General features: G+C 70.0%; 19 protein-coding genes. 9 read left to right on the plus strand and 10 right to left on the minus strand.

From position 1 onward, the window contains the following. Window positions 1-989 precede the first annotated feature (989 nt). The 4 genes from AB0E94_RS21195 to AB0E94_RS21210 all read right to left on the minus strand — a co-directional run bounded on the left by AB0E94_RS21195 (window position 990) and on the right by AB0E94_RS21210 (window position 6,326). Window positions 990-2,120: a glycosyltransferase gene (locus AB0E94_RS21195; protein WP_360328591.1), complete on the minus strand. Its 1,131-nt coding sequence runs from the start codon at window positions 2,118-2,120 to the stop codon at window positions 990-992. Further along, a complete protein-coding gene (locus tag AB0E94_RS21200; RefSeq protein WP_360328592.1) occupies window positions 2,110-3,090 on the minus strand; it encodes a glycosyltransferase family 2 protein in 981 nt (326 codons plus the stop codon). Before AB0E94_RS21200 ends, AB0E94_RS21195 begins: the two co-directional genes overlap by 11 nt. A gap of 267 nt (window positions 3,091-3,357) precedes the next feature. Further along, window positions 3,358-5,088, minus strand: coding sequence for a glycoside hydrolase family 3 N-terminal domain-containing protein (locus AB0E94_RS21205; RefSeq protein ID WP_360328594.1), 1,731 nt, complete (start codon window positions 5,086-5,088; stop codon window positions 3,358-3,360). Next, window positions 5,088-6,326 carry an MFS transporter gene (locus AB0E94_RS21210; protein ID WP_360328704.1) on the minus strand — a complete coding sequence of 413 codons (1,239 nt, stop codon included), beginning with the start codon at window positions 6,324-6,326 and terminating at the stop codon, window positions 5,088-5,090. Before AB0E94_RS21210 ends, AB0E94_RS21205 begins: the two co-directional genes overlap by 1 nt. A 120-nt stretch (window positions 6,327-6,446) precedes the next feature. On the opposite strand from AB0E94_RS21210, the gene AB0E94_RS21215 reads away from it, so the two are divergent. From AB0E94_RS21215 to AB0E94_RS21230, 4 genes are read left to right on the plus strand one after another with little or no spacing between them, the layout of a single operon-like run. After that, entirely contained in the window at window positions 6,447-7,157 is a 711-nt protein-coding gene (locus AB0E94_RS21215; protein WP_360328595.1) for a TetR/AcrR family transcriptional regulator C-terminal domain-containing protein, read from the plus strand. Continuing rightward, window positions 7,154-7,408: a type II toxin-antitoxin system prevent-host-death family antitoxin gene (locus AB0E94_RS21220; protein ID WP_360328597.1), complete on the plus strand. Its 255-nt coding sequence runs from the start codon at window positions 7,154-7,156 to the stop codon at window positions 7,406-7,408. Before AB0E94_RS21215 ends, AB0E94_RS21220 begins: the two co-directional genes overlap by 4 nt. Continuing rightward, window positions 7,405-7,665: a Txe/YoeB family addiction module toxin gene (locus AB0E94_RS21225; RefSeq protein WP_360328599.1), complete on the plus strand. Its 261-nt coding sequence runs from the start codon at window positions 7,405-7,407 to the stop codon at window positions 7,663-7,665. Before AB0E94_RS21220 ends, AB0E94_RS21225 begins: the two co-directional genes overlap by 4 nt. 60 nt (window positions 7,666-7,725) lie before the next feature. Beyond that, the gene (locus AB0E94_RS21230) at window positions 7,726-10,233 is read left to right on the plus strand and encodes an HAD-IC family P-type ATPase (protein WP_360328601.1); all 2,508 of its coding nucleotides are present in this window, start codon (window positions 7,726-7,728) and stop codon (window positions 10,231-10,233) included. A 111-nt stretch (window positions 10,234-10,344) separates the two neighbouring features. Here the strand turns inward: AB0E94_RS21230 and AB0E94_RS21235 are convergent, their stop codons facing one another. From AB0E94_RS21235 to AB0E94_RS21245, 3 genes are read right to left on the minus strand one after another with little or no spacing between them, the layout of a single operon-like run. Further along, window positions 10,345-11,976 carry a CotH kinase family protein gene (locus AB0E94_RS21235; RefSeq protein WP_360328603.1) on the minus strand — a complete coding sequence of 544 codons (1,632 nt, stop codon included), beginning with the start codon at window positions 11,974-11,976 and terminating at the stop codon, window positions 10,345-10,347. Beyond that, window positions 11,976-12,653, minus strand: a complete 678-nt coding sequence (locus AB0E94_RS21240) for a DUF4956 domain-containing protein (protein WP_360328605.1) — start codon at window positions 12,651-12,653, stop codon at window positions 11,976-11,978. Before AB0E94_RS21240 ends, AB0E94_RS21235 begins: the two co-directional genes overlap by 1 nt. A gap of 3 nt (window positions 12,654-12,656) precedes the next feature. Continuing rightward, a complete protein-coding gene (locus tag AB0E94_RS21245; RefSeq protein WP_360328606.1) occupies window positions 12,657-13,421 on the minus strand; it encodes a polyphosphate polymerase domain-containing protein in 765 nt (254 codons plus the stop codon). Between the two features lie 176 nt (window positions 13,422-13,597). Here AB0E94_RS21245 and AB0E94_RS21250 point away from each other — a divergent pair, with 176 nt between their 5' ends. From AB0E94_RS21250 to AB0E94_RS21265, 4 genes are all read left to right on the plus strand, one after another. Continuing rightward, window positions 13,598-14,737 carry a histidine kinase gene (locus tag AB0E94_RS21250; RefSeq protein WP_360328608.1) on the plus strand — a complete coding sequence of 380 codons (1,140 nt, stop codon included), beginning with the start codon at window positions 13,598-13,600 and terminating at the stop codon, window positions 14,735-14,737. After that, window positions 14,737-15,414 (plus strand): response regulator transcription factor, encoded by a 678-nt coding sequence (locus AB0E94_RS21255; RefSeq protein ID WP_360328610.1) that lies wholly within the window; start codon window positions 14,737-14,739, stop codon window positions 15,412-15,414. Before AB0E94_RS21250 ends, AB0E94_RS21255 begins: the two co-directional genes overlap by 1 nt. A gap of 133 nt (window positions 15,415-15,547) precedes the next feature. Then, complete coding sequence (locus tag AB0E94_RS21260; RefSeq protein WP_360328611.1) at window positions 15,548-18,628, plus strand: efflux RND transporter permease subunit; 3,081 nt, start codon at window positions 15,548-15,550, stop codon at window positions 18,626-18,628. Between the two features lie 408 nt (window positions 18,629-19,036). Beyond that, window positions 19,037-19,696 carry a hypothetical protein gene (locus AB0E94_RS21265; RefSeq protein ID WP_360328613.1) on the plus strand — a complete coding sequence of 220 codons (660 nt, stop codon included), beginning with the start codon at window positions 19,037-19,039 and terminating at the stop codon, window positions 19,694-19,696. A 761-nt stretch (window positions 19,697-20,457) separates the two neighbouring features. Here the strand turns inward: AB0E94_RS21265 and AB0E94_RS21270 are convergent. The 3 genes from AB0E94_RS21270 to AB0E94_RS21280 all read right to left on the minus strand — a co-directional run bounded on the left by AB0E94_RS21270 (window position 20,458) and on the right by AB0E94_RS21280 (window position 23,043). Beyond that, the gene (locus AB0E94_RS21270) at window positions 20,458-21,015 is read right to left on the minus strand and encodes a GNAT family N-acetyltransferase (protein ID WP_360328615.1); all 558 of its coding nucleotides are present in this window, start codon (window positions 21,013-21,015) and stop codon (window positions 20,458-20,460) included. 170 nt (window positions 21,016-21,185) lie between these two features. Beyond that, window positions 21,186-22,058 (minus strand): ion transporter, encoded by an 873-nt coding sequence (locus AB0E94_RS21275; RefSeq protein ID WP_360328617.1) that lies wholly within the window; start codon window positions 22,056-22,058, stop codon window positions 21,186-21,188. A 34-nt stretch (window positions 22,059-22,092) separates the two neighbouring features. Then, entirely contained in the window at window positions 22,093-23,043 is a 951-nt protein-coding gene (locus AB0E94_RS21280) for an NmrA/HSCARG family protein (RefSeq protein WP_360328619.1), read from the minus strand. A gap of 144 nt (window positions 23,044-23,187) precedes the next feature. Between AB0E94_RS21280 and AB0E94_RS21285 the strand changes: the two genes are divergently transcribed. Beyond that, window positions 23,188-25,650 carry a PAS domain S-box protein gene (locus AB0E94_RS21285; RefSeq protein WP_360328621.1) on the plus strand — a complete coding sequence of 821 codons (2,463 nt, stop codon included), beginning with the start codon at window positions 23,188-23,190 and terminating at the stop codon, window positions 25,648-25,650. Window positions 25,651-25,718 lie beyond the last annotated feature (68 nt).

The following is a 25,718-nucleotide window of genomic DNA, read 5'->3' on the forward strand; positions in this document are numbered from 1 at the left end:
TCCTGGACAGCATGGGGCGACGGAGCTCCTGGACAGCGCGGGGCGACAGAGTTCCTGGACAGCGTGGGGCGACGGAGCTCCTGGACAGCATGGGGTGGCGCGGTTCCGGGGCAGCGCGGGTGGAGCAGTTCCCGGACAACGCGGGTGGACTCGACTTTCGCACTTGTGAACCGCTGCCCGGCCCCGCATCCGCAGATCACACCGGTCGCGGACTTCAGCCCCGGCGGTATTGCGACTGCATGCCGGCCAACAGTGACGCAAGATCCATCGCTGCGGCAGGATCCGCCGGCAAGGACTCGTCCGCGTTCCCTGTTCCGGCGATGGCGGTGGCGGTGGCGGTGGCGGTGGTCAGCGCACACGTTGGCCGATCGTGATCGCTCATCGTCGCCCCGACAAAGGTAGGCGCACGCGCTGGGCCGATCGCGTGCGTTCATCCACGTCCCAGCGAAGACGTCGGCACACGTAACGCCAACGTGTGCTCCCGTCGTCGCAGCAACCTCCACGAGCCCGGCCGCGCAACCCCATGGAGACCGCGCCGTCGCACCCAGCCCCGCACCCACGCGAAAGTAGATCTTGTGGTGCACGGTTCAGGCCTGCCCCAGCCGGTGGATGAGATGCGGGATGACGGGCCTCGCCGACGCCGGAACACCGCGTGCGGCGAAGGGGAACCAGAAAGTACGAAAGTCGAGGGTGGACGATCGTGCAAGATCCACGAGGGTGGAGTCGGGCCGGAATCGGCGACCGGAGACGGGCCGCGGCCTTGCACTGACGGTGGCGGGACACGGCGGCCGGAAACGGGGCGGCGGCCTTCAGTAACGGTGGCCGGAAACGGTGGCCGGAAACGGTGGCCGGAAACGGTGGCCGGAAACGGTGGCCGGAAACGGGGCGGCGGGCTTCAGTGACGGTGGCCGGGACACGGCGGCCGAGTGACGGGGCGGCGGGCTTCAGTGACGGTGGCGGGACGCGTCGGGCGGGTGTCGGGGCCTCGGCTACCGGGGGTGGGTGATGAGGACGGCGGCCTCGTCGTAGAGGGACTCCAGGCGGGCGGTTTGGGCGTCCAGGTTGAAGTGGGCGCTCACGTGTTCGCGGGCTTGTGTGCCCATCCGGTGGCGCAGCTCAGCGTCGCCGAGCAGGCGGGACATCGAAGCGGCCAGGGCGGGTGGGTCGGCTTCCGGGGTGAGCAGGCCGGTTCGTTCGTGCCGGACCGCCTCCGGGATGCCGCTGTGTCTGGTCGCGACCACCGGCAGGCCCAGGGCGGCGGCCTCCAGGATGGTGGTGGGCAGGCCTTCGGTGTCGCCGTCGGGGGCGGTCTTGGAGGGGGCGGCGAGCATCCGGGACTCGGCGAGGTGCCGCTGGACCGACTCGGGTGGCTGGGCGCCGACGAAGGTGGCGTCGACGCGGAGCCGGGAAGCGAGCGTGCGCATCTCGGTCAGGAGCGGGCCGTCGCCGATGAGCAACGCGCGCGGGCGTGGGGTGTCGACCAGGGACAGGGCGGTGAGCAGGTCGTCGACGCCCTTCTTGGCCACGAGACGGCCGACGAACGTGACGTCCCAGCGTTTCGGCACGACCGGCACCGACGGCGGGACGGTCACGCCTGTGTAGTGGACGCGCAACCGGGCCGGGTCGGCGCCGCACGCCTCGGCGCGGCCGCGGATCACCTCGGAGACGGCGATGATCAGGGCGGACCTGTCGAAGACGGCGCGCAGGTTGCGTCGGTAGCGGAGTCCGTGCAGGCCGGTGCTCTGCGGCTGCCGGGTCACGTCGTGGCCGTGGACGGTGACGATCAGCGGGATGCCGAGCTGCCGGGCGGTTCGGCTGATCAGCCAGCCGTCGCCACCGAAGTGGGCGTGCACCAGTTCCGGGCGGACCCGGGCGAGGACCGCCCGCAGGCGTGGTGAGGTGCCGCCGAGCCGCAGGCCGAGGAACTCGCGGCGGCCGGCCGGGCCGTCCGGGAAGACGATCACGTCGTCCGGGCGGGACAGCGGCGAGTCGATGCGGGTGGCGCCCAGATAGGCCGGTTCCCAGCGGGTCAGGGCGTCGCCTTGGGCGCGGATGAACGTCTCCGAGCCGAGCAGCATCGCGCTGCGCCAGACGGCCACCCGCCGCCGGTCAGGCGACATCGACCGGCTCGGGCGCGGGGGTGCCGGCGCCGGCGGCGGCCCGGCGGCCCACGATCAGGTCGCGCAGGCGGGCCCGGACGGCCGGCGGCAGGGCCCAGATCTGCAGGTGGGTGAGGTAGTCGAGGGCGCCGGGGCGGCCGTGGCGGCGGGCTTCGGCGAGGAGTTCGCGGAAGTGGCGGCCCTCCCGGCCGGGCGCGGCCATCGAGCTCATCACGCTGAGGGTGAAGGCGGCGTACGCCCGCGGGGTGAACAGATGACGGTTGTCGCGCAGCCATTCGAGCTGTTCGTCGTACGGGTTGTGCAGGCTGATCCGGTCCCGGTCCTCGTCCTGGTGCCAGAGCACGAGCGGCTCCTCGGCGTAGAGCAGTTCCACACCCTCCTCGCGGACGGCCCGCAGCGCCCAGTCGAGTTCCTGCTGGCGGCGCAGGCCCACAGTGAACGGCACCCGCCGGAACAGGTCGGTCGGCGCCATGATCGTGGACGTCTGGATGAACCCGTCGCCGTAGAAGAGGCCACGCCGGACGGTGAAGTACTCGCTGAGCGGCTCACCGGCGGCGGGCAGCCGGCGGGGCATGACCGAGTCGGCGCGGGGCGTCCGGTTGATCAGCCGGGTGGCGACGACCGGGTGGGTCGCGCCGGAGCCGGCGGCCAGCGCGAGCTGCGCCTCGATCTTGTTGGGCAGCCATTCGTCGTCGTCGTCGAGCAGGGCCGTGAACCGGCCGCGGGCCTCGGCGGCGCCGACATTGCGGGCGTGCGGGGCGCGGCCGCGCCGGGGCAGGACGATGACGCGCAGCCGGTCGTCGCCGACGGCGGCGAGGGCGGTGGTGGTGTCGTCGTCGGGACCGTCAACGACGACGATCACCTCGAGGTCACCGTGCGTCTGCGCGAGGGCACTGCGGACCGCGCGGACGGCCAGGTCCGGGCGGTTGCACGTGGGGATGACGACGCTGACGTCCGGGTGTGCAGGCATGAGTCGACTCGCTTGGGCAGGGGCGCCACCGGGGAGCGGGCGCGGCCGGGCGTGATCGAGTCGAAGCTATGGGCGGCGGGCGGCGGCGAAGTGAATGCCGGACGCCGCAATGGCGAGCAGAAGCGTGCCGGACAGCGCACAGAAGCCGAACAGCCGGTGTCAGAAACGAGTCCGGCTGGCTCTCACGGGCGTCGAGACAGCCGTGCGAGCCAGCCGGACCTGGGGTTGACAGCGAGCCGGGCGGACCACGGCCAGCCGAACGCGAGGTTAACCCCGGGACGGTCGGTAGCGCAGACCGTGCCCGAAGCGGAACGTGGGATCCACTGTGTCGAACGGCACGTCGGGGCGGCTCGCCTCGACGGCGGCCATCGATGACGGGATGTCGAACGGGAGGTTCCCCTCGGGTTCGGCCTCGCCGAACAGGACTCGGACGATCGCCTCGTCGGACGCGCCGAAGTTGACGACCAGCGACGCCACGGCGGAGGCGATCGGCGCGAGGACGGCCGGCCGGTCCAGGTAGACGTCGACGACGGTGGGGACGGTGGCGGCGATGCCCTGGATCCGTTCGATCTCGGCGGCCGGGAAGTCGAGGGATCCGGCGTGGAAGAACGACTCGATCGACATGCCGTCGCCACGGTTCTCGAACGGGGCGGCCAGTTTGAGGATCGCCACGTCGGCCTCCCCCGGCGTGTCCACCACGATCGCGCGGTCGCCGATGGCGGAGGGAGCGATGCCTTCGACGTACAACTTCAAAAAGCCGAGGGGCAACCGGGCCGGACCGGCGGCAGCGTTGGTGAGCAGGGTGTGCGCCGCCGCCTGGGCCGCAAGGCCCTCGGACCGTGCGGCGGCCGAGCCGATCAGGGACCCGGCGCGATCGGCGTCGACGTAGGGGTTCTCGAAGAGCCCGAGCCGGAACTTCTCGCGCAGCAGCCGGCGGGCCGACTCGTCCACCCGGGACTCGGCGATCTGCCCGTTCTTGACCAGCGAGACCAGCACGTCGGCGCGGGTCTCGCCACCGAACTGGTCGACACCGGCCCCGAGCGCCTTGATCATCCGCTCTTCGAAGGTCAGGTGCTCGACGCCCCAGCAGGTGTTGGACAGGATGCCCCAGTCGGTGCAGACGATGCCGTCGTAGCCGAGCTGTTCACGCAGCAGGCCGGTGATGATGTCCCGGTTGAACCCGAAGCCGACCTCCTCGACACCCGGGAGCCCGACCGGCATGCCGTAGTAGGGCATCAGCTGGGCGACACCCGCGTCGATGGCCGCCTTGAACGGCGAAAGGTGCAGGTCGAAGAGACCACCCGGGTAGACCTGCTCCCGCCCGTACGGGAAATGGGGGTCCTCGCCGTCCTTCTGCGGTCCGCCGCCGGGAAAGTGCTTGGCCATCACGGACACCGACTCCGGGCCCACTTCAAAACCTTGAAGACCGCGGATGTACGCCACCCCGAGCCGCGTGGTGAGCGCGGCGTCCTCACCGAACGTGGTGTTCTGCCGGGCCCAGCGGGGTTCGGTGGCCAGGTCGATCTGCGGGTGCAGGGCGGCCCGGATGCCGACCGCCAGGTATTCGCGCCGGACCAGGTCGGCGAACCGTTCGACGAGTTCCGCGGAGCCGATCGCGGCGAATCCGAGGGTCTCCGGGAACTGGGCGAACGGTCCGGCCATCAGCGCGGTGGCCGGGTTGTCGGTGAAGTGGTGCCGCGGGTCGGTGGAGATGCTGACCGGGATGCCGAGCGGGTGCTGCCGGGCCGCGTCCTGCAGCGCGTTGTGCCATTCGGCGATCTCCCGGGCCTGCGGGGCGAACAGGATGTTGAAGTGGGTGAGCCGCCGGTCCAGCATGTCGCGGACCGACGCCGAACCGAACAGGCCGGGGGCGTCGAAGTCACCGATCACGGCGATCTGCTGGAAGAGCAGGCCGGCCTTGTCCTCCACGGTCATCCGGGACAGCAGGTCCTCGACCCGCTGCTCGATGGGCAGGACGGCGTCCTGGTACGGGTACATCAGCGCACCTTCTTGATGGGGGCGACGGCGAAGCCGCCGAGGATCATGAGGACGATCGCGACCGGGAACAGCGCGGCGTAGCCGGTGGCGACGACGATGGCGCCCGCCACGCCGGGGGCGAGGACCTGCGGCAGGGTGGCCGCGATGTTGACGACGCCGAGGTCCTTGGCGGCGTCCTCCTGCGCCGGGAGGACCTCGGTGACCAGGGCGGTGTCGACCGACTGGAAGAGCCCGAAGCCGAAACCGGAGACCACCGCGTAGATCAGGAAGCCGGTCCTGGTCGGCATCGCCCAGGGGATGACCAGGGCGATGCCGCAGATGATCGCGGCCAGGTAGATGAAGATCTTGCGGCGGCCGAAGCGGTCCGAGAGCGGTCCGCCGACGGCGGTGGCGATCAGGATGGGCACGAGACCCGCGATCCCGACGACCGGCACGAAGGCAGCCGCGTCGGCGCCGAGTCCGACATGGTCCTGGAGCAGGTAGAGCTGGTAGTTGGAGATCATGAAGTAGCCCAGGTAGAGCAGCAGCCGGCCGATGAAGGCCCAGCCGAAGTCCGGGTGCCGGCGTGGGTTGAAGTAGAAGGTGCGCAGCAGGGCGGGCAGGTCGAAGGGCCGGCGCTCGCCGGTGCGGTTGTCGCGGTCCGGGTTGAGCACCACGAAGAGGGTCAGCAGGACGGCGGCGATGCCGGCGAAGACCAGGTATCCGGCGCCGACCTTCTCGGCGAAGGCGCTGCCGACGATCTGGCCGCCGAGCGCGCCGAACATCGAGCCGAAACCGGCGACCGCGGCGAACGTGCCCCGGACGGCGACCGGCACCCGGTCCGGCATGATCGCGCTGAGCGGGCCCTGCGCGAAGTTGTAGGCGATCTGGACCATCACCCAGGCGATGCCGATCTGCACGAGACCGTTGGCCGAGGCCATGCCGATCAGGGCGAGCCCGCCGGTCAGGGCGCCGCCGACGATCCACGGGCCGCGTGGGCCGTACCGGCTGCGGGTGCGGTCGGAGAGGGCGCCGGCGAGCGGCTGGGCGAGCATCGCGGCGAAGGCGCCGATGGTGGCGACGACGGCGAGGTTGGCCGCCTTGTTCGCCGGGTCGAGCGCCTCGATCTGCAACGGCAGGAGGATGCCCGGGATCGCGCCCCAGAGCGCGAACATGGCGACGTTGGCGGGGAAGATCGTGATCATCAGGCGGCGCACGGAGCCGCGCGGCGGCGCGTCCGGCGCGATGGGTGACCGCATAGTCACGTCGGGTCCTCTCGGAGGCTCTTATTTTCCCTGGCGGGAAAATTACGAGCAGATGACGCCGCTGGTCAAGAGGGTGAGCTTTTTAATTCCCGTACGGGGAAATATGCTGGCGTGGTGGAGAACAAGGCACCGCGCCGCCGGGGACGCCCACCGCGGATCAGCCGGGAACGGATCGTCGCGGCCGCCCGGGCGATGGACCCGGCCACCCTGACCATGCAGGCCGTCGCCGAGGAGCTGGGCGTCGACCGCAAGGCGCTGAACTACCACGTCAGCGACCGGGACGGCCTGCTCGAGCTGGTCGCCCTGGAGACGTTGCAGCTGGAGGTCTCCGAGGCCCGGCTGCCGTCCGGGAACTGGCGGGAGGCGACCCGGACCTTCGCCTACGGCATCCGGGACGGGATGGTGCGCACCGGCGCCCTCTTCGAGTACGTGCGGGTGCCGGCGACCAGTGGCGGCCTGTCCGCGTTCGCCCCCGCCGAGCGCTACGCGGAGATCCTGCTCGCGGCCGGTTTCACCGAGGAGCAGGCGGCCCGCGGCATCGGTTTCGTGGCCGAGTTCGTGTTCTCCGCGGCCCGCGACGCCATCATGATCGCCCGCAACGACGGCGTGCACCCGCAGACCGCCGAACTGAACCGGGCCCTGGAGGCCGCCCCACCCGGCGAGCACCCGGTCCTGCGGCGGTTGCAGCCCTACCAGTTCGCCCCCGGCGACGCCCAGCTCGACTTCGACCTGAACATCTTCATCGCCGGGATGGAGCAGTTCCTCATGCCCGGACACCATCCGTCCAGTGGTACGGTATCTGGTACCACTGGGGAGGCAGAATGAGCGCCATCAGCGCCAGCGAGGCCCGTAAGACCCTGTTCCCGCTCATCGAGCGCGTCAACCAGGACCACACGCCGATCGAGATCGTCTCCAAGCACGGCAACGCGGTGCTGGTCAGCAAGGAGGACTGGGACGCGATCGTCGAGACGAACTATCTTCTACGGTCGCCCGCCAACGCCCGGCATCTGATGGAGAGTGTCGAGCAGTGGCGAGCGGGCCAGGCCCGGGAGCGCGACCTCGGTCCGGAAGAATGAAGCTGTCCTGGACCGACAAGGCCTGGTCCGACTACGTCTACTGGCAGACCCAGGACCGGAAGACACTCAAGCGAATCAACGCGCTGATCGCCGACATCAAACGCGATCCGGACGGTACGGGGATCGGCAAGCCTGAAGTCCTGCGCAACAATCTCGCCGGACTCCGATCCCGTCGGATAGACGACGAACATCGATTGGTGTACGCGGTGGAGACTGCCGAGATCACCATCATCTCCTGCCGCTACCACTACGAATGACACCGAAACAGATCCCAGCCACCTGCCCGATATGTACCTTAAGGCAGGGGTTTCGATCTGATGGAACAGGTGATGCTCGCACCGGTCGAGGGGCTGACCGAGGCGGAGGCTGAGGCACGGCGGCGGCGCGGTGAGGCGAACACCGCTGTGCAGGGCGGGTCGCGTAGTTATGCCGAGATCCTGCGGACCAACGTCTTCTCGTTCTTCAACCTGATCCTGTTCGTGATCGGGGCCGCCCTGCTCAGCCTCGGCCAGTACAGCGACGCCCTGATCAGCGTCGGCCTGGGCCTGATCAACGCGGTGATCAGCGCGGCCCAGGAGATCCGCGCCAAACGCAAACTGGACCGGCTGCAACTGCTGGACCGGGGCGGGGTGCTGGTGATCCGGGACGGCCACGAGGTGGAGATCGCCGCCGACCGGGTGGTCCGCGGCGACGTGCTGCGGGTCCGGCCGGGCGACCAGATCGTGGTGGACGGGCCGCTGCTGGACGGCGGCCGGCTGGAGGCCGACGAGTCGCTGCTGACCGGCGAGTCCGACCCGGTGGTCAAGCACTCGGGCGACGATCTGCGCTCGGGCAGCCTGTGTGTGGCCGGGGACGGGCATCAGCAGGCCCGGGACGTCGGCGTGCACAGCTATGCGGGCCGGCTGACCGCCGAGGCCCGGCGGTCCACCACCGACCGGACGCCGCTTCAGCGCAGCATCGAGTTCATCGTGCGGGTCGTGATGGCGCTGACCGCGCTGATGAGCGGGTGCATCCTCGCGCAGGCGGCGCTGGAGGGGTTCAGCGTGCTGCGGGTCGTCCAGATCACCGCGGTGCTGTCGGGTCTCGTACCGTATGGGCTGTTTTTTCTGATCGCCCTCGCCTACACCGCCGGAGCGGTCCGGATCGCCCGCAGCGGCGCGCTGGTGCAGCAGGTCAACGCGGTCGAGTCGGTCAGCAACGTGGACGTGGTCTGCACCGACAAGACCGGCACGCTGACCACCGGGCAGCTGACCCTGGAGGAGATCGTCCCGCTCGGGGCGCGCGAGTACAACGAGGCGGCCGAGGTGCTCGGCGGCCTCGCCCACAACGCCGTCACCCCGAACCTGACCTGCCTCGCCATCGCCGGGTCACTGGGCGGGCCGGTCTGGGCGGTCCGCGACGAGGTGCCGTTCTCGTCGTCGCTGCGCTGGTCCGGAATGGTCACCGAGTCCGGCACGTGGGTGCTGGGCGCCCCGGACGCGCTGGCCGGCCGGCTGCGGCAGCCGGTCGAGGCCGCCGAGATCACCGACCGGACCGGGCGCGGGCTGCGGGTGCTGCTGCTGGCCCGGACCGAGGACCCGGAGGCCGGGCTGCGGGACGCGGCGGGCCGGCCGGACCTGCCGATGCTGGAGCCGATGGCCCTCGCCGTGCTCGCCGACGAGCTGCGCGAGGACGTGGTCGAGACGGTGGCCCGGTTCCAGGCCGACGGGGTGGACCTGAAGGTGCTGTCCGGCGACGACCCGCGCACGGTCGCGGCCATCGCGGCCCGCGCCGGGCTGGACGGCGCCGACCCGGTGCCCGGCCGTGACCTGGACGATCTCGACGATCCGGCGCTGGACCGGCTCGTCGCCCGGACCACCGTGTTCGGCCGGGTCGCCCCGGAGCACAAGGAGCGCATCGTCAGGTCGCTGCGCCGGCAGGGCCGCTACGTCGCGATGATCGGCGACGGGGTGAACGACGCCCGCGCCCTCAAGCAGGCGCACGTCGGCGTGGCGATGCGCAGCGGCAGCGCGGTGACCCGGGACGTCGCCGACATCGTGCTGGTCGACGACAGTTTCGCGGCGCTCCCGCCGGCCCAGCACGAGGGTCGCAAGATCATCAACGGCATCGGGATCTCGCTGTACGTGTTCCTGGCCCGCGTGGCCAGCCAGGGCCTGGTGATCCTGGCCGTGACGATGCTCCAGCTCGGGTTCCCGTACTCGCCGACGCAGGTGGGCCTGACCATGTTCACCGTCGGCATCCCCACGGTGTTCCTCACGTTCTGGGCCGGGCGCGGCCGTCCCGACCCGGACCTGCTGCGCAACCTGGTCCGGTTCGTGGCGCCCGCGTCGGTGGTGACGGCCACCTTCGGCACGGCCATCTACACGGCGCTGTACAGCATGATCTCGCACGGGTTCCAGCCCGGCCGCACCCCGGCGCGGATCATCCACGAGTTCGAGAAGACCACCGGCTTGCGGTACGGGGTGGACGCCGACTTCACCACGGCGTCGGCGACGATCCTGGCCCAGACCGGCCTGTCGACGTTCTTCTGCTTCGCGTCGTTCCTGCTGATCCTGTTCCTGGCGCCACGGTCCCGGGCGTTCGCGGCGTGGACCGCACCGACCGGTGACAAGCGGCCGGCGCTGCTGGTGCTGGGACTGTGCGTGGTGTTCAGCGCGATCCTGTGCGTACCTGTGCTGTGGAACTATTTCGGTCTGATGGGCCCGTCGAGGCCGGTGTTCTTCGTGGTGCTGCCGGCGCTGATCCTCTGGTATCTCACCCTGACCGTGGTCTTCCGGTTCCGCCTCTTCGACCGGCTGCTGGGCCTGACCGAACCGGTTCGCTGATTTCCTCAACTCGGGGCCGGCCGTGCCGACGGTCGACCCGATCGTTACCGGGTGGAAAGACCCGGCCGGCTGTCATGGGGGGCCATGGACAGCCGGCCGGGTATCACCTGCTCACCCGGTGATGAACTGATGGGTGGCCAGGAACTGGGTGCGTTCCCGGATCAGGGTGGTCAGGTTGTCGGCCTCGGTCTTGACCGCGGCGGCGTTCGCCCCGTCGACGGTGCCGATCACCTTCGTGATCGCGGTGATCTTGTTGAGCGCCGCGGCGTTGCCGTAGATCTTGTTGAACAGCTCCTTGTACGCCTTCTGGTAGTCGTCCTGGTAGGCGGCGCTGGCCAGGAAACGCTCCTTGAGCTTGTGACCGCTCATGAAACCGCCCCGGCCGCCGCCCTGCGGCATCTGCCCGCCCTGTGGCGGCTCCATGCCCTCCGGCAACTGCATGCCCTCGGGTAGCTGGAAGTCGCCGCCCCCGGCGGGGAAGCCTCCGCCGCCGCGCATCCCGCCGCCCATGCTCACCGACTGGGACGGGTCCTGGGTGGCCGAGCCGGACAGGGTCAGGTTGTAGTCCCAGCCCACGACCGAGAACTTCTTGGTGTCCAGGTCGTACCAGAGGTAGTAGTTGCGACCGGGGCCGGCCATGTCGTCGAAGTTGACCAGCAGGTTCTGGGTGGCGACGTAACGGGCGAACGACTCGACGTCGACGTGGTCGGCCAGCTTCGCGTCGAACTCGGCGTCACTGGCGCTGTTCACCCACTGGACCAGGTCGATGACCGGCTGGAGATCCTGGCTGCCCTTCTTGTTGATCTGTTTGAAGTCGTCGGCGTACTCCGTCGGGTCGTCACCCTGGTCGGTGAACTGGCTGGTGGACAGGCTCTTGTAGAGCACCCCGGAGTGGCCGGTGGCGGTGGCCACGGTGTCGGCGAACTCGTCGTCCGGGTGCTCGACCAGCAGCCGGGCCGTGGTGGGGCGGTCGTTGACGGTGAAGCTCGTGTAGGCGTACCGCTGAGTGATCTCCCCGGCCGCCGCGAGGACGTCGAGCGAGACCGCCTCGTTGAGCACCGCGGCGCCGCCGCCCATGCCGCCGACCCGCACCGCGACCTCGCGATGGCCCTGGTAGCGGCGCCCCTCGACGAACTCGTCGAAGCGGATCAGCCAGGGCAGGTTCTCCGGTTCCTCGGCCTTGAGCGAGGCGCGGCCGCCCATGCCGCCGCCACCTCGGAAGCCGCCACCGCCTTGCGGAGCAGCCCCGCCCTGGGGAGCAGCCCCACCTTGCGGAGCGGCCCCACCCTGCGGAGCAGCCCCGCCTTGCGGACCGCCTTGACGCGCGCCGCCGAAGCCGCCGCGCTGGCGGGACTCGCCGTTGCGGGTGACGCTCTGCAACGTCGAGTTGCCCTTGAGCCGGATGCCGACGCTCGGGATGACGGTGCCGTCCAGGGTCAGGTCGGCCTCCAGGTACTCCTTCTCGTCGTCGTTCCAGAAGGCGTCGAGCACCCGCTGGTAGTCGTCGTCGTGGAAGGTCAGCTTGAGGCTGTGCGCCTGCGTCGCGTCGAACAGGTCGACGGTTCCGGCGAGGTTCACCGTCACCTTGTCGCCGTCCTCGTTGCTGGCGCTGGTGACCAGCGGCGCGACGCGGACGGTGCTGAACACGACGGCGAACGCCAGCAGAGTGGCCGCGCAGGTGGCGAGGAGTTTCCAGTAGTGCCGGACCCGTACCGGGATCCGGTGGACCAGCCGGCGCTTCATTAGAGGTCCGTCTGGTCGTACCCGGTCAGGACCGTGACCCGCTGCCCGCCGGTGCGCTCCCCGAGCTTGCTGATCAGCTCGCCGGGCTCGGTGCCCTTCTTCAACCGGACCGTGTACATCAGCTCGGTCAGCGCCCCGCCCCGGATCGACTCGATGCTGATCAGCTCGAACTCGCTGGTCAGCCCGATCAGCACGTCCTGGATGTTCTGCGTGTAGTTGCCGTCCGGCGGCACCTGCACCTTGACCACCTGACGCTGCACGTTGGAGGCGAACCAGTTGAACCGGTACATCACCAGGATGATCAGGCTGATCGCGACCGCGGCCACGATGGCCAGGGTGTAGAAGCGGGTGCCGGCGGCCATGCCGACGCCCATCACCAGGAAGATGAACCCGACGTCGCGGGTCTCCTTGATCGCGTTCCGGAACCGGACCACCGACAGCGCGCCGACCAGCGCGAACGCCCGCGCGATGTTCGACCCGACGACCAGCATGATCAGCGCGATCAGCATGCCGAGGATGACCAGCGTCTGCACGTACGACTGGGAGTACGACACGTTGCGGTGGGTGAACCGGTAGACCCAGGCGATGAACGCGCTGAGCACGAACGACAGCGACAGCGCGATCGCGATGTCACCGACACTGAACGTGCCGGACAGGTCCTGTACTTCGAAGGGCATGGGTCAGACCTCGACAGTCTCGGAATCGGGGATGTGGAAGATCGAGCGCGGGGCCCGGCCGAAGGCCTCCACGCTCTGGCAGTACTTGGAGACCCGCACGATCTGCATGTTCATGCGGGCGGCCAGATCGGTGAGCCAGTACGGCACCCGCTCGTTGGCCTTGAACTCGACCACCGACAGGCGGGCCGGCACGATCAGCCGGTTCTCCGCGTCCGCGGCGAAGTCGAAATCCCGGTCCCGGCCGCGGACCCGGTGGTCGAGGGTGACGCGCAGGCCCACGTCGGCGTCCCGGCCGACGTACGCCTCCCGCTGGTAGCCGGTCATCGCGACCGGCCGCAGGTCGAGCACCGAGATCAACTCCAGGACCTCCTCCAGGAAGGCGGCCTGTCGCGGTTCGTGGTCGACCATCTGCCGGCCGTCACAAAGATCACGAGCGAGGCGGTACGGCAGCGCCACCCGCCGTTTCTGGGTGACCCGGTTGACCCGCTGTTTGATCTCGACGTGCACGGTGGTGTCGTCGCTGACGTCGTTCCGGTCGCCGTAGTGGCGGACCCGAAGTTTCCGGCGAAACCTCAGACCCTCGATCTTCTCCCAGTAGAACCGCAGGTCACGGGTGTCGTAGTAGGTGCTCCACACCCCGTAACCGCCGTCGGTGCTGTGGCTGTCGGCATCCATCCGGGCGACCAGTTCCCGGCGCAGGTCCGGGACCTGATCGCTGGGCAGCAGGTACTTGATCTCGTACCGGTTGAACGAGTGCAGGGACGTCATGCCCCATATCTATGGATAGCGAGGACAGAGCAACCTCGATGAATCCTGTGAATCTCATGGGAACGGCAGATGAACCCCAGGTGGACGGGGGTGTGATTACTTCAGCGGCGGTACCGCCCGCTACCGCCGCTGGATGACGCCCCGCCCGGGCCGGGGGCACTACCGTTGACCAGGCCATGATCAGCCGACACCCGCACGCGTTCGACCTCGCGCTGGCCACCGCGCTGACCGGCGGCGCCTTCGCGCTCTACCAGATGACCGCCGCCCGGGTCCCGACACCGCAACTCACCACGGCCGACGTGCTCGGCGCGGCGCTCGCCATGGTGGCGATCGCCGGGCGCCGCCGGTGGCCACGGACGCTGCTGCTCGTCGTCGTCGCCGGTGTGATCGGGCACAACGCCGTCACCCAGCACGGGCATCCGCTGCTGGTGCTGGCGTGCGGCTTCGTCGCGTACACCGTCGCCGTCACCACCGACCGCCGGACCGCGCTGAGCCTCGCCGCCGGATGCGGTGTCGCGGTCTATGTGGGCAACGCCGTCGCGCACGGCCATCCGGCGTCGTTCCAGAGCCTGCCGACGCTCTTCTTCATCGGGATGGCGACCGCGTTCGGCGACGCCACCCGCAGCCGCCGCGCCTACCTGGCCGAGGTCGAGGAACGTGCCCGCCGCGCCGAGCAGACCCGCGAGGAGGAGGCCCAGCGGCGGGTCATCCAGGAACGGCTGCGCATCGCCCGGGAGCTGCACGACGTGGTCGCCCACCACATCGCGGTGATCAGCGTGCAGGCCGCGGCGGCCAGCCATCTGCTCGACAAGCGGCCCGAGCAGGTGCGCCCGGCGCTCGACCTGATCCGGCACGCCGGCGACGACGTGCTCAAGGAGCTGTCGTCGATCGTCGGGGTGCTGCGGCAATCAGACGATCCGGTGGTGAGCACCGAACCGGTGCCGGGCCTGTCCCGGCTCCCGGCGCTGCTGGAGACCGTCGCGGCCGCCGGGCTGGTGGTCACCGTCGACACCACGGGCGACGAGCGGCAACTGCCGGCGGTGACCGACCTGGCCGCCTACCGGATCGTGCAGGAGGCACTGACCAACGCGCACAAACACGGCACCGGGTCGGCTTCGCTGTCCTTGGCCTGGACGGCGGGCGGCCTGACCATCACCGTCGCCAACGATGTCGCCGCCGGGCGGGGGCCGGGCTCCGGATACGGCATCGTCGGCATGCGGGAGCGGGCCGCGGCGGCGGACGGGACGCTGTCGGTGGAGGAGACCACGGACGGCCGGTTCACGGTGCGTTCCGCCCTATTCTCGAGGGAAAAATAGTGATTCGCGTTCTACTTGCTGACGACCAGACGCTGATCCGCGCCGGCTACCGGATGATCCTGGACTCGGAACCGGACATCGAGATCGTCGGCGAGGCGATGGACGGCCGCGAAGCCGTCGAACTCGCCCGGCAGCAGCGCGCCGACGTGGTGCTCATGGACATCCGGATGCCGGGCATGGACGGCATCGAGGCGACCCGCCGCATCGCCGCCGACGACGACCTCGCCGGAGTGCGCATCCTGGTGCTCACCACGTTCGAGAACGACGACAACGTGATGCTCGCACTCCGGGCCGGGGCCAGCGGATTCCTCGGCAAGGGCGTCGGCGCCGACGAGCTGATCCACGCGGTCCGGGTGGTGGCCGCCGGTGACGCCCTGCTCTCCCCGCGTGCCACCCGCGGCCTGCTCGACCACCTGCAGAGCCAGCCCGGCCCCGGACCGGCCGTCACGGCGGTGCCGCTCGACGAGCTGACCCAGCGGGAACGCGAGGTGCTGGTCCTGGTCGCCCACGGCTACACCAACGACGAGATCGGCGAACGGCTGTTCCTGTCCCCGCTGACCGCGAAGACCCACGTCAACCGGGCGATGGCCAAGCTCGGCGTACGCGACCGGGCACAGCTCGTGGTGGTCGCCTACCAGAGCGGCCTGGTCAACGTGTCCCGCCCCGCCCCCAGCTGAGAGCCGGCTGAGACGCCGCTGTCAGCGCCCACGGTGGCGGTATTGCCAAGCCCCCGGTTACCGCACTCGCGGTAGCCGTTTCGTCCGCCGCTGGACGACGAATCCGGCACCCCGTGGATTCGACACTTTCCGGGTGTCGATATTCGCTCGTCTCAGTCTGGCCAACCGCAAACTGGTGGCCATCGTCGCCGCCCTCGTCGTGGCCCTCGGCTGCTACGCGGCGGCCTCCCTCAAGCAGCAACTGCTGCCCGACCTGTCGTTCCCGGCCGTCACCGTGGTCGCCACCTACCCGGGCGCCTCCCCCGAGGTGGTCGAGCAGCAGGTCACCGTGCCGATCGAGGACGCCGTGCAGAACCTCACCGGGGTGGAGAGCATGACCTCCACCTCCCGGCAGGGCACGGTCACAGTGATGCTGTCGTTCGGGTTCGACACCGACATCGACGACGCCGCGGCCGAGGTCGAACAGGCCGTCTCCAAGATCGGCGCCCGGCTGCCGCAGGACGTCGACCCGCAGGTGATGACCGGCAGCACCGGCGACCTGCCGACGATCACGCTGGCGGCCACCGGAACGACCGCCGACGCCCTCACCGACCGGGTGGTCCCGGCCCTCCAGGCCGTCGACGGCGTCAACGAGGTCTCCATCTCCGGCGCCCGCAGCCAGATCCTCACGATCACCCCGGAGAATCCGGCGAACACCAGCGCGATCATCAACGCGCTGAGCAGCCTCGGCGGCACCTCGTCAGCCGGTTCGATCACCTCCGGCGGCCGCGACCTCAGTCTCGCCGTCGGCGGCCCGGTGACATCGATCGACCAGGTCAAGAGCCTGTGGATCAAAACCGGAGCCAACCCCGAGCAACTTCAAAACCTGGCTGACGTACGGCTAGCCGACGGTGAGACAGCTTCGATCACGCGTACCAACGGGCAGCCCAGCCTCGGCGTCTCGATCACGATGGACCACGGCGGCAGCTCCTCCTCGATCTCCGAGGACGTCCGCAACCTGCTGCCCGAACTGACCACCGCCCTCGGCACCGGCGCCGCCCTCACCGTCGTGTCCGACAACGGCCCCGCCGTCAAGGAATCCGTCGACGGCCTCCTCGAAGAGGGCGCCCTCGGCCTGCTCATGGCCGTCCTGATCATCGTGCTGTTCCTGCGGTCGGCACGGTCCACCCTGGTCACCGCGGTGTCCATCCCGCTGTCCCTGCTCATCGCGCTGATCGTGCTGTGGTGGCAGGACTACTCGCTCAACATCCTCACCCTCGGCGGGCTCACCATCGCCGTCGGCCGGGTCGTCGACGACTCCATCGTGGTCCTGGAGAACATCAAACGCCATCTCGGGTACGGCGAAGACCGCCGCCACGCCATCATCACCGCCGTCCGTGAGGTCGCGTCGGCCGTCACCTCGTCCACCCTGACCACGGTCGCCGTGTTCCTGCCGATCGCGTTCGTCTCAGGCATGGTCGGTGAGCTCTTCGGCTCGTTCTCGATCACGGTGACCGTGGCCATGCTGGCGTCACTGCTGGTGTCGCTCACCGTCGTGCCGGCGCTGGCCTACTGGTTCCTGAAGGCCCCGGCCGACGCCACCGGAGTCGACCCGGAGACCTACCGGCAGCGGGTCGAAGCCGAAGAGCGGCAGGGCCGGCTCCAGCGGATCTACCTGCCGGTGATCGCCTTCTCGGTGCGCCGCCGCAAAACCGTCCTCGGCATCGCCGCGGCCCTGCTCGTCGCCACCGTCGCGATGGCCGGCGGACTCAAGACCAGCTTCATCGACCAGTCCGGCGAAGGCACCCTCAGCATCACCCAGACCCTGCCCGCCGGCACCGACCTGGCCAGCACCGACAAGGCCGCCCAGCAGGTGGAGGCGGCCCTCACCGGGCTGGACGGCGTCGCGTCGTACCAGGTCCGGATCGGCTCCTCGGGCGGCCTGTTCGGCGGGGGCAGCGGCGGCAACAACGTCTCCTACACGCTCAACCTGACCGACGACGCCGACGCCACAGCCGTCGAGGACGCCCTGGAGACGAAACTCGCCACGATCACCGGCGCCGGCGAGATCAGCGTCGGCGGCGGAGGTGGCGGCTTCGGCGGCAGCGGCATCGAGGTGTCCGTGCACGCCGACGACGACGCCACCCTGAAAGCCGCCACCGCACAGGTCACCGAAGCCCTCGCCGGTGTCACCGAGGTCACCGAGGTGACCAGCGACCTGTCCGAGAGCGCCCCGCAGATCAGCATCGTCGCCAAGGGCGAGGCCGCTGCCCGGTACGGGCTCACCGACCAGGCCATCGTCGGCGCGCTCCGGCAGGCCGTGCAGGGCGCCACCGTCACCCGCGTCACCGTCGACGGCACCCAGCACGACGTGGTCGTCAGCACCGGCGCCACCGCGCCCGACGACCTGGCCGACCTCAAGGCCGTCACCGTGATGACCCAGGCCGGGCCGGTCCGGCTCGACAAGGTCGCCACCGTCACCGAGGTCGACGGGCCGGTCCAGCGCACCCGCGTCGACGGCGACCGCACCAACACCGTCACCGCCACCCCCGTCGGCGACGACACCGGGGCGGCCAGCTCGGCGGTACGGGCCGCCCTCGACAAGCTGACAGCGCCGGCCGGTTCCTCGTACGAGATGGGTGGTGTGGCCTCTCAGCAGTCGGAAGCCTTCACGCAGCTCGGACTCGCGATCGCCGTCGCGATCGCCCTGGTCTTCCTGATCCTCGTCGCGGTGTTCCGCAGCATCCGGCAGACCCTGATCCTGCTGGTGTCGATCCCGTTCGCGTTCGTCGGCGCGATCGCCCTGCTGCTGGTCACCGGCACGCCGCTCGGCGTGGCCGCCCTGATCGGCATCCTGATGCTGATCGGCATCGTGGTCACCAACGCGATCGTGCTGATGGACCTGATCAACCAGTACCGCGAACGCGGCATGACGGTCACCGAGGCGGTCGTCGAAGGCGGCCTGCGGCGGCTGCGGCCCATCCTGATGACCGCCCTGGCCACCATCTTCGCCCTGCTGCCGATGGCTCTCGGCATCACCGGGGCGGGCGGGTTCATCTCCCAGCCGCTGGCCGTCGTCGTGATCGGCGGCCTGGTCAGCTCGACCATGCTCACGCTGGTGCTGATCCCGGTCCTCTACACGATGATCGAGTCCCGCCGGGAGGCCCGCCGCCTGCGCCGCCTCCCGGTCGAGGCGCCGGTTCCGTCCGCCCCGGAGCCGCTGCCGGTCGGCTGACCGCTTTCCCCACACTCGCGGCCGGTCACCCTCGGAGGTGGCCGGCCGCTTTCCCCCGCCAGCCGCTTTCCCCTGCCGACCGTTTCCCCCGGCGGCCGCTTTCCCCTGCCGGCTGCTTTCACCCGCCGGCCGTTTCGCCTGCCGACCGTTTCGCCTGCCGACCGTTTGCCCTGTCGGCGCGTCTGGTGCTGGCCGTTTGCCCTGTCGGCCGGCTTCCCTGCCGACCCTTTCCCCTGCCGATCCTTTCCCCTGCCGACCGTTTTTCCTGCCGGCGCTTTCCGGTGCCGGCCGGCTTCCTCCGTCGGTCCGTGAAGATACCGTTACCGCGCTCTGCGGACCTTGCCTCACGGCGAAGCTCCGCCTACGTTAACGGAACATCGTTTCCCTCAATGGAACATGGGGTCGCGGATGCTCAGCGCGCTGTTCGGCATGATCGCCGTCGCGGAAGTCGTCCTGCTCGCCCTCGTCCTCACCATGCGGCGACGGCACCCGGACTGGGCACTCACCCTGCTGATCCTCGTCATCCTCGCCCTGATCTGGGACAACACGATCATCGCGCTCGGCTCCACGATCGGCGAGGGCGACACCTTGGAAGCCCTGTCCTACCCGCGCTACATCACACACGGGCTACTCGTGCCCCTGCTGATCATGGTCGGCGTCGGCCTCGGCCGCCGGCACGGCATCCAGTCGCTCACCGGCCGCACCGCCCCCGCCATCTTCGGCGCCCTGACCGTGCTGCTGATCGCCGCCGGCGTCTACCTCGACATCCTCGACCTCGATCTCGAACCGACCCGGTACGCCGACACCCTCCGCTACACGAACGCCGCCTCCCACGGCGCCCCGATCCCGGCCGTGATCACCATCCTGGTGCTGATCGGCATCGGCCTCACCCTGCAACTCCGAGCCCGCCGGCCGTGGCTCCTGGCCGGCGCGGTCACCATGTTCGTGGCAGCGGCACTGGGCGCGGTCGCCTTCTGGACCGGCAACCTCGGCGAACTCGCCCTGATCCTCAGCATCTGGTGGACCGCCGCCCAGTCCATCCGCCCAGCCCACTTGACTCCACCCTGACCCGCGGCAGCCACCCAGGAGACTTCGACCGCCCGACCACCGTTCCGGTGGAAAAGTCCCCAAACTTCCCGCGCCGCGGAGACCTCAGCCGCCCGACCACCGCTCCAAGGCCTCTTCAGGACTTCGCCGCGCCCGGAGTCAGCCCCTCTGCTGTGCGCTGTTTCCCCGCCCAGCCCTTCGGGCTACCGCTCCGGCCAACCGGCGACTACGACACCAGCCCGAGGTCGGGAATGTCGCATTCGCGGAGGATTCACCCTCCCGGCCAGCCTCGTAGATCTTGCACGGTTCTCCTCCCTGGCTGCGATCTTGCATGTTTTTTCATGTCTGGGCATGTTTTGTCGTGCAAGGTCCAATGCGCCGGGGAGACCTTGCAGCTTTCTTCCCGCCGGGGCACGGAAAGGACTGCAAGATCGGCGCGAGCGTGAAAAGTCGTGCAAGATCCGCGGGCGACGAGCGGGCAGCCAGGACCTTGCACGGTTCTCCTCGTTGGCGGTGATCTTGCACGTTTCTTCACGTCTGGGTATGTTTTGTCATGCAAGGTCTACTGCGCCGGGGAGACCTTGCAGCTTTCTTCCCGCTGGGAGGCGGAAAAGGCTGCAAGATCGGCGCGAGCGTGGAAAATCGTGCAAGATCCGCGAGCGGCGAGCGGCGGACACACGGGCGACGGGCACACGGGCGACGGGCGGGCGACGGGCGGGCGGGCGACGAGCCGTGGGCAGCGAGCCGGTGGGGAAACGCTCGTGCTCTTGGTGCCGGGCACGCTACTGGCGCATCACCCAGGTCTGTAGCGGGCTGCGGAATTCGGCGATCACGTGCCAGCCGGCTCGGTGGTACAGGTCGACGTTTGACGGCTTGCTCGTCTCCAGGATGGCGGGGAGGCCGTCCTCGGCGGCTCGGCTCAGGCCGGTGGCCATCACCGCGCGGCCCAGGCGGCGGCCGGCTGCTGACGGGTGGGTGCCCAGGACTCCGAGGTACCAGAACGGCTCATCGGGCAGGGCCTCGTGCAGGGCGTCGTCGTAGGCGGCCATCCGTTCGGCGGCTGCGGCGGACAGGCCGATGTCGCCGGGCAGGGTGTCGCTGCCGGTCGGTGGTTCCCAGATCGCGGTCGAGGCGCCGTTCTCGATCGTCCAGATGGTCGACCGGTTCACCCGCTTGTCGAAGAGGTGACCGAAGAACAGTTTCGCCTCCCGCCGGTAATCGTCGTCACCTGGGAACAGGAAACGCAACACCGGATCGCCGGGGAACGCCGCCACCAGCGACTCGACGATGCGGTCCCGATCGGCGGGCGTGGCCACCGTGATCTCCGAGATAGCAGTCACGAGACGGACCCTATCCCCTTGGTCATCCTAGGAGGCTAGCCTCTTTCGGGAAGCGGGAGTGGGCAACCAGCCCGGCGGTCGCGCTGGCGGGCCGGTGCGGGCAATTCGTCGCGGTGTGGGTGTGGGAGGTGTGGGTTTCGGGGCGGCCCACCGCGTACCGCATGAGGGTTTCAATGGATCGCCTCGCGGGAGGTGGGGATCTCCGGAGGTGACGCCGGGGTCAGGAGCTGGGCCTCCAGGGCGTCCAGCGCCTCCCGGAGGCGGGCGATCTGCTGGTGGGCGGTGTTGTCGATCGGGATGGGCGGGCCGCTCTTCTTGCCGGTGGTGGCGGCCCGTTCGGCGTCGTGGGCCTCCTGCAGGGCGGTCAGGACCAGGCCGACCAGCAGGTTGGTGAGCAGGTAACACGCGGCGACCATGTAGGAGACGTAGTACGGGACGGCCCATGCCGTGACCTCCCGGCCGGCCGACAGGATGTTCGTGATGTCGTCCAGGGAGAGCAGCAGGAACAGGCTCAGCATGGCCTGGCCGACGGTGCCGTACCTCTCCGGCTCGGCCTCGCCGAACAGCATCCAGCCGACCATCGCGTAGCCGTAGATGACAAGGGCCGTGATCAGCAGGAAGCTGCCCAGGCCGGGGAGGCTGCGGCGGATGCCGACGAGGATCACCCGGAGGCTGGGGAACAGGCGGAACGCCCGGACGATCCGGGCCAGGCGCAGCAGACGGAGCAACGTGACGTTCTCGCGGACGCCGGGGATCAGTGGGGCGGCCAGGATGGCGATGTCGAAGAGGTTCCAGCCGTCGCGGAAGAACTGGGACGGGCGGTCCAGACTGGCGCAGAAGCGGACCAGCAGTTCCAGCAGGAAACCGGCGACACACAGATGCTCGATGAAACGCAGGTACGGCCCGGCGGCGGCCTCGATCCCGGAGTAGGTCTCCAGGCCGAGGCACGCCGCGTTGACCGCGATGACCGCGAAGCCGGCGGCACTGAACCAGGGCGCGCCGACCACGGTCAGGCAACGTGCGGAGAGATCCCGGATGAGCACCGCCGCATCCTATGCGGTGCTTCCTCCGGAAATGTCACTTGGTGGGCAGGGTGTGGCCGTTCGCGTCGAGCCACTGGTCGAAGGTCTGCAGCTCCGGGTTGAGCCGTCGGACCTCGGCCAGGTCGCGGACTCCGGTGAAGTAGTCCTCGAACTCGGTGTAGTACTGGAGCATGTTGCCCGCCTCGTCGGCGCCCGGGAAACCGAGATCACGGTAGGCGTCGTGGGTCAACGGGCGGTAAACGACACGCTCACCGGTCGCCCGGGACAGTCCGGCCGCGATCTGCTCGCCGGTCAGGTGCTCACCGGCGATGTGGACGAACCGGCCGGCGTACTCGGCGGGGCCGGCTTTGAACACCCCGTACGCGGTCCGGCCGATGTCGTCGACGGCGATCCCGGCCAGCCGGCTGTCACCCATCGGCAGGCTCAGCGTGAGCACCCCGTCGGCGTCGCGGGCGGCGCCCCAGCCGTTGGCGAGGTTCTCCCAGTAGAACGTGGTGCGCAGGAACGTGGTGGGCACGCCCGCCGCGGTGAACAGCAGGTCCGCCTCGGCCTTGGCGTCGAAGTGCGGGACCTTGTACTTCTCCTGGAGGGTCGGCATCCGGTCGTCGTGGACCGGGATGTGGTCGCGGGTGTCCTCCAGGGTGGACCAGATCACGTGCTGGAGACCGGCGCGCTTGGCGGCGTTCGCCAGGTTGGCGGCCTCCTCCAGCTCCCGGTCGGCCGACATGTGGGCCCAGAAGTTCGTCACCAGGAAGGCGCCGTACGCCCCGGTGAACGCCGCGACCAGGCTCTCCTCGTCGTAGTTGTCGGCCTGCACCACCTCGGCGCCGAGCTTGACCAGCTCTTGCGCGCGGGGCGAGGTGGCATCTCGGGTCAGGGCCCGGACCGCATACTCGCCGGACGGGTCGGCCAGGATCGCCTTGACGAGTCCGCCGCCCTGGGCACCGGTTGCGCCGACCACCGCGATGACCTTCTGCTGGCTCATTCTGATCACTCTTTCCGGTCTGGTGAGGGACCCTTCCGGCCTCTCGTGACCGGCTCAACCAGACCAAGGGATCGATAATTCCCGATGCAATGAGACCGCGGTCACGCCTCAGTGGTGGCGTTCGGTTGCCGATCGGTTTCGGTGATGACCACGCACCCGGAGGACCTGGTCTCCGCACCCGAGGACACGCTGCGAGCCGAGCGCGACGAGGCGCTCCGCACCGCGGCGCGCCTGCGCGCGGTCCTGGACAGTGCCCATGACGCGTTCATCTCGATGGACGCGCAGGGCCGGGTGACGGCCTGGAACACCGCCGCCGAGCAGCTCTTCGGGTGGACCGCCGCGGAGGCCGCCGGCCGGCGGGCGACCGATCTCATGATCCCGCCCCGGCTGCGCGAGGCCCACGACGCGGGGATGGCCCGGGTCCGGCTCACCGGGATGTCGGAGCTGGCCGGGCGCAGGCTGGAACTGACCGCTATTGATCGCAACGGGCGGGAGTTCCCGGTGGAGATGACCCTCCAGCTCCAGCACGACCGGGACGAGCCGATCTTCCACGCGTTCCTGCACGACATCACGGCCCGCACCACTGCCCGGACCGAGCTGCGGCAGGAGCGGGCGTTCCTCCAGGCGCTGCTGAACAGCCTGGACACCGGGGTCGCGGCGTGCGACAGCGACGGGCGGCTGGCCCAGTTCAACCCGGCGATGCAGGAGATCCACGGGCTCGGGCAGCTGGCCATCGCGGCCGACTCGTGGGCGTCCACCTACCATCTGGTCGCGGCGGACGGGCGGACCCCGCTGGAGCCGGAGCAGGCGCCGCTGGCCCGCGCGTGGACCGGCGAGACGGTGCAGCACGAGGAGATGGTGGTGTGCGCGCCGGACCGGACGCCACGCCGGTTCCTGGCCAACGCCCGGCCGATCGACGCCGTCGACGGCCGCCGGCTCGGGGCGGTCGTCGCGATGCACGAGATCACCGACTCGTACCGGGCCGAGATGCTGCGCCGGTGCCGGCACGCGGTGGCCCAGGCGCTGGCCGAGGCCGGCTCGGCCCGGGACGCGGCGATGGCCGCCGCCACCGCCGTCGCCATCGAGCTGGGCTGGGTGTGCGCCGAGTACTGGGAGGTCGACGAGGAACGGCACCGGATCGTACGGGCCGGATCGTGGCGCCGTGACGGGTTCGACCTGGACGGGTTCACCGGTGACGCGCCACTCGGCTTCACCATCGGCCAGGGGGTGCCGGGGACGGTCTGGGACCGCAACGCCGACATCTGGAGCAACGACCTGCTCGGCGATCTGACCGACCCGGGACGGCTGCCGCTCGGGCACCGGCTGGGGCTGCGCTCCACGATCGGCATGCCGGTGCACTGCGACGCGCGGGTGGCCGGGGCGCTGGTGTTCTTCTCCGATGCCCCGGTCGGCCGGGACGACGACATCGTCGCCGTGCTGCGCGACATCGCGGCGCAGACCGGCCGTTACATCGAGCGCCGCCGCGCCGAGGAGGTGAACCTGGCGCTGGCCGCCTCCCGTCGGGACTTCAACCGGGTGATCGAGCAGATCAACGACTGCGTCTGGAGCGTCCGGTACGTGCCACCGGATCGCTGGCACATCCTCTACGTCAGCCCCGGCGAGCGGGGTGTCTTCGGCGGGCCGCTGCCGTCCACGGACACGTTCGCGCACCTGATGGCCGAGCACATCCACCCGGAGGACATGTCGCTGTTCCGGCTCTACGAGGAGGCGCTGAAGGCGGGCCGGCCCGGTGAGTTCGAGTGCCGGTTCATCGGCTTCGACGGGGTGGTCCGCTGGGTGTGGTGCCGGGGCTTCCCGCGTACCGAGGACGGGGTGCACTTCATCGACGGGATCGCCACCAACGTCACCGAGCGGCGGGAACTGGCCGATCAGCGGGAGCTGCTGCTCGCCCGGGAACAGGAGCAGGTCCGCCGGCTGCGTGACCTGGACCGGCTGAAGGACGAGCTGGTCGCGGTGGTCAGCCACGAGATGCGCAACCCGATCGCGATCATCGCGGCGTACACCGACTCGCTGCTGGAGGAGCCGGAGTTCACCGGGCGGCCCGAGCTGGCCGCCATCGAGCGCACCAGCGCCCACCTGCTGCACCTGGTCGAGGATCTGCTGGACCTGGCCCGGTTCGAGAGCGGGCCGGCGGTACTGGACCCGCGGCCGCTGCGCCTGGACCGGCTGCTGCGCCAGGCCGTCGAGGAGCACCGGATCACCGCGCAGGTCGATCTGGTGACCGAGATCGGCCCGCTGCCGGTGGTGTCCGGGGAGTCGGCGCGACTGCGGCAGGTGGTGGACAACCTGCTCTCCAACGCGATCAAGTACACGCCGCCGGGCGGGACGGTCACGGTCGGGGCGTACGCCGACCGGAACGCGGTGACCGTCGACGTGACCGACACCGGCATCGGCATACCGGCCGAGCAGTACCCGAAGCTGTTCACCAGGTTCTTCCGGGCAAGCACCGCGGTGGACCGCAAGATCAAGGGGACCGGGCTGGGGCTGGCGGTCACCAAGGCGGTCGTCGAGGCCCACGGCGGCACCATCGCCGCGGCGCCCGGGCCGGGCGGCGGCACCCGCTTCACCGTGACCCTACCGCGCTGACCAGCACAAAGACCCTCGAGGCCGCGTTTGTCGATTCCCGGCTGCCGGGCGTGCCGTACTCGATAGCG

This window comes from Actinoplanes sp. NPDC026670 (genome assembly GCF_040638175.1).
Classification (GTDB): domain Bacteria; phylum Actinomycetota; class Actinomycetes; order Mycobacteriales; family Micromonosporaceae; genus Actinoplanes.

Excerpts from the sequence above, each read along its gene's own strand:
- AB0E94_RS21280 (WP_360328619.1), bottom strand. The coding sequence starts at position 23,043 with ATGAGCCAGCAGAAGGTCATCGCGGTGGTCGGCGCAACCGGTGCCCAG.
- AB0E94_RS21285 (WP_360328621.1), top strand. The coding sequence starts at position 23,188 with ATGACCACGCACCCGGAGGACCTGGTCTCCGCACCCGAGGACACGCTG.
- AB0E94_RS21210 (WP_360328704.1), bottom strand. The coding sequence starts at position 6,326 with ATGCGGTCACCCATCGCGCCGGACGCGCCGCCGCGCGGCTCCGTGCGC.
- AB0E94_RS21195 (WP_360328591.1), bottom strand. The coding sequence starts at position 2,120 with ATGTCGCCTGACCGGCGGCGGGTGGCCGTCTGGCGCAGCGCGATGCTG.
- AB0E94_RS21205 (WP_360328594.1), bottom strand. The coding sequence starts at position 5,088 with ATGTACCCGTACCAGGACGCCGTCCTGCCCATCGAGCAGCGGGTCGAG.
- AB0E94_RS21240 (WP_360328605.1), bottom strand. The coding sequence starts at position 12,653 with ATGCCCTTCGAAGTACAGGACCTGTCCGGCACGTTCAGTGTCGGTGAC.
- AB0E94_RS21220 (WP_360328597.1), top strand. The coding sequence starts at position 7,154 with ATGAGCGCCATCAGCGCCAGCGAGGCCCGTAAGACCCTGTTCCCGCTC.
- AB0E94_RS21245 (WP_360328606.1), bottom strand. The coding sequence starts at position 13,421 with ATGACGTCCCTGCACTCGTTCAACCGGTACGAGATCAAGTACCTGCTG.
- AB0E94_RS21265 (WP_360328613.1), top strand. The coding sequence starts at position 19,037 with ATGCTCAGCGCGCTGTTCGGCATGATCGCCGTCGCGGAAGTCGTCCTG.
- AB0E94_RS21250 (WP_360328608.1), top strand. The coding sequence starts at position 13,598 with ATGATCAGCCGACACCCGCACGCGTTCGACCTCGCGCTGGCCACCGCG.
- AB0E94_RS21235 (WP_360328603.1), bottom strand. The coding sequence starts at position 11,976 with ATGAAGCGCCGGCTGGTCCACCGGATCCCGGTACGGGTCCGGCACTAC.
- AB0E94_RS21230 (WP_360328601.1), top strand. The coding sequence starts at position 7,726 with ATGGAACAGGTGATGCTCGCACCGGTCGAGGGGCTGACCGAGGCGGAG.
- AB0E94_RS21200 (WP_360328592.1), bottom strand. The coding sequence starts at position 3,090 with ATGCCTGCACACCCGGACGTCAGCGTCGTCATCCCCACGTGCAACCGC.
- AB0E94_RS21225 (WP_360328599.1), top strand. The coding sequence starts at position 7,405 with ATGAAGCTGTCCTGGACCGACAAGGCCTGGTCCGACTACGTCTACTGG.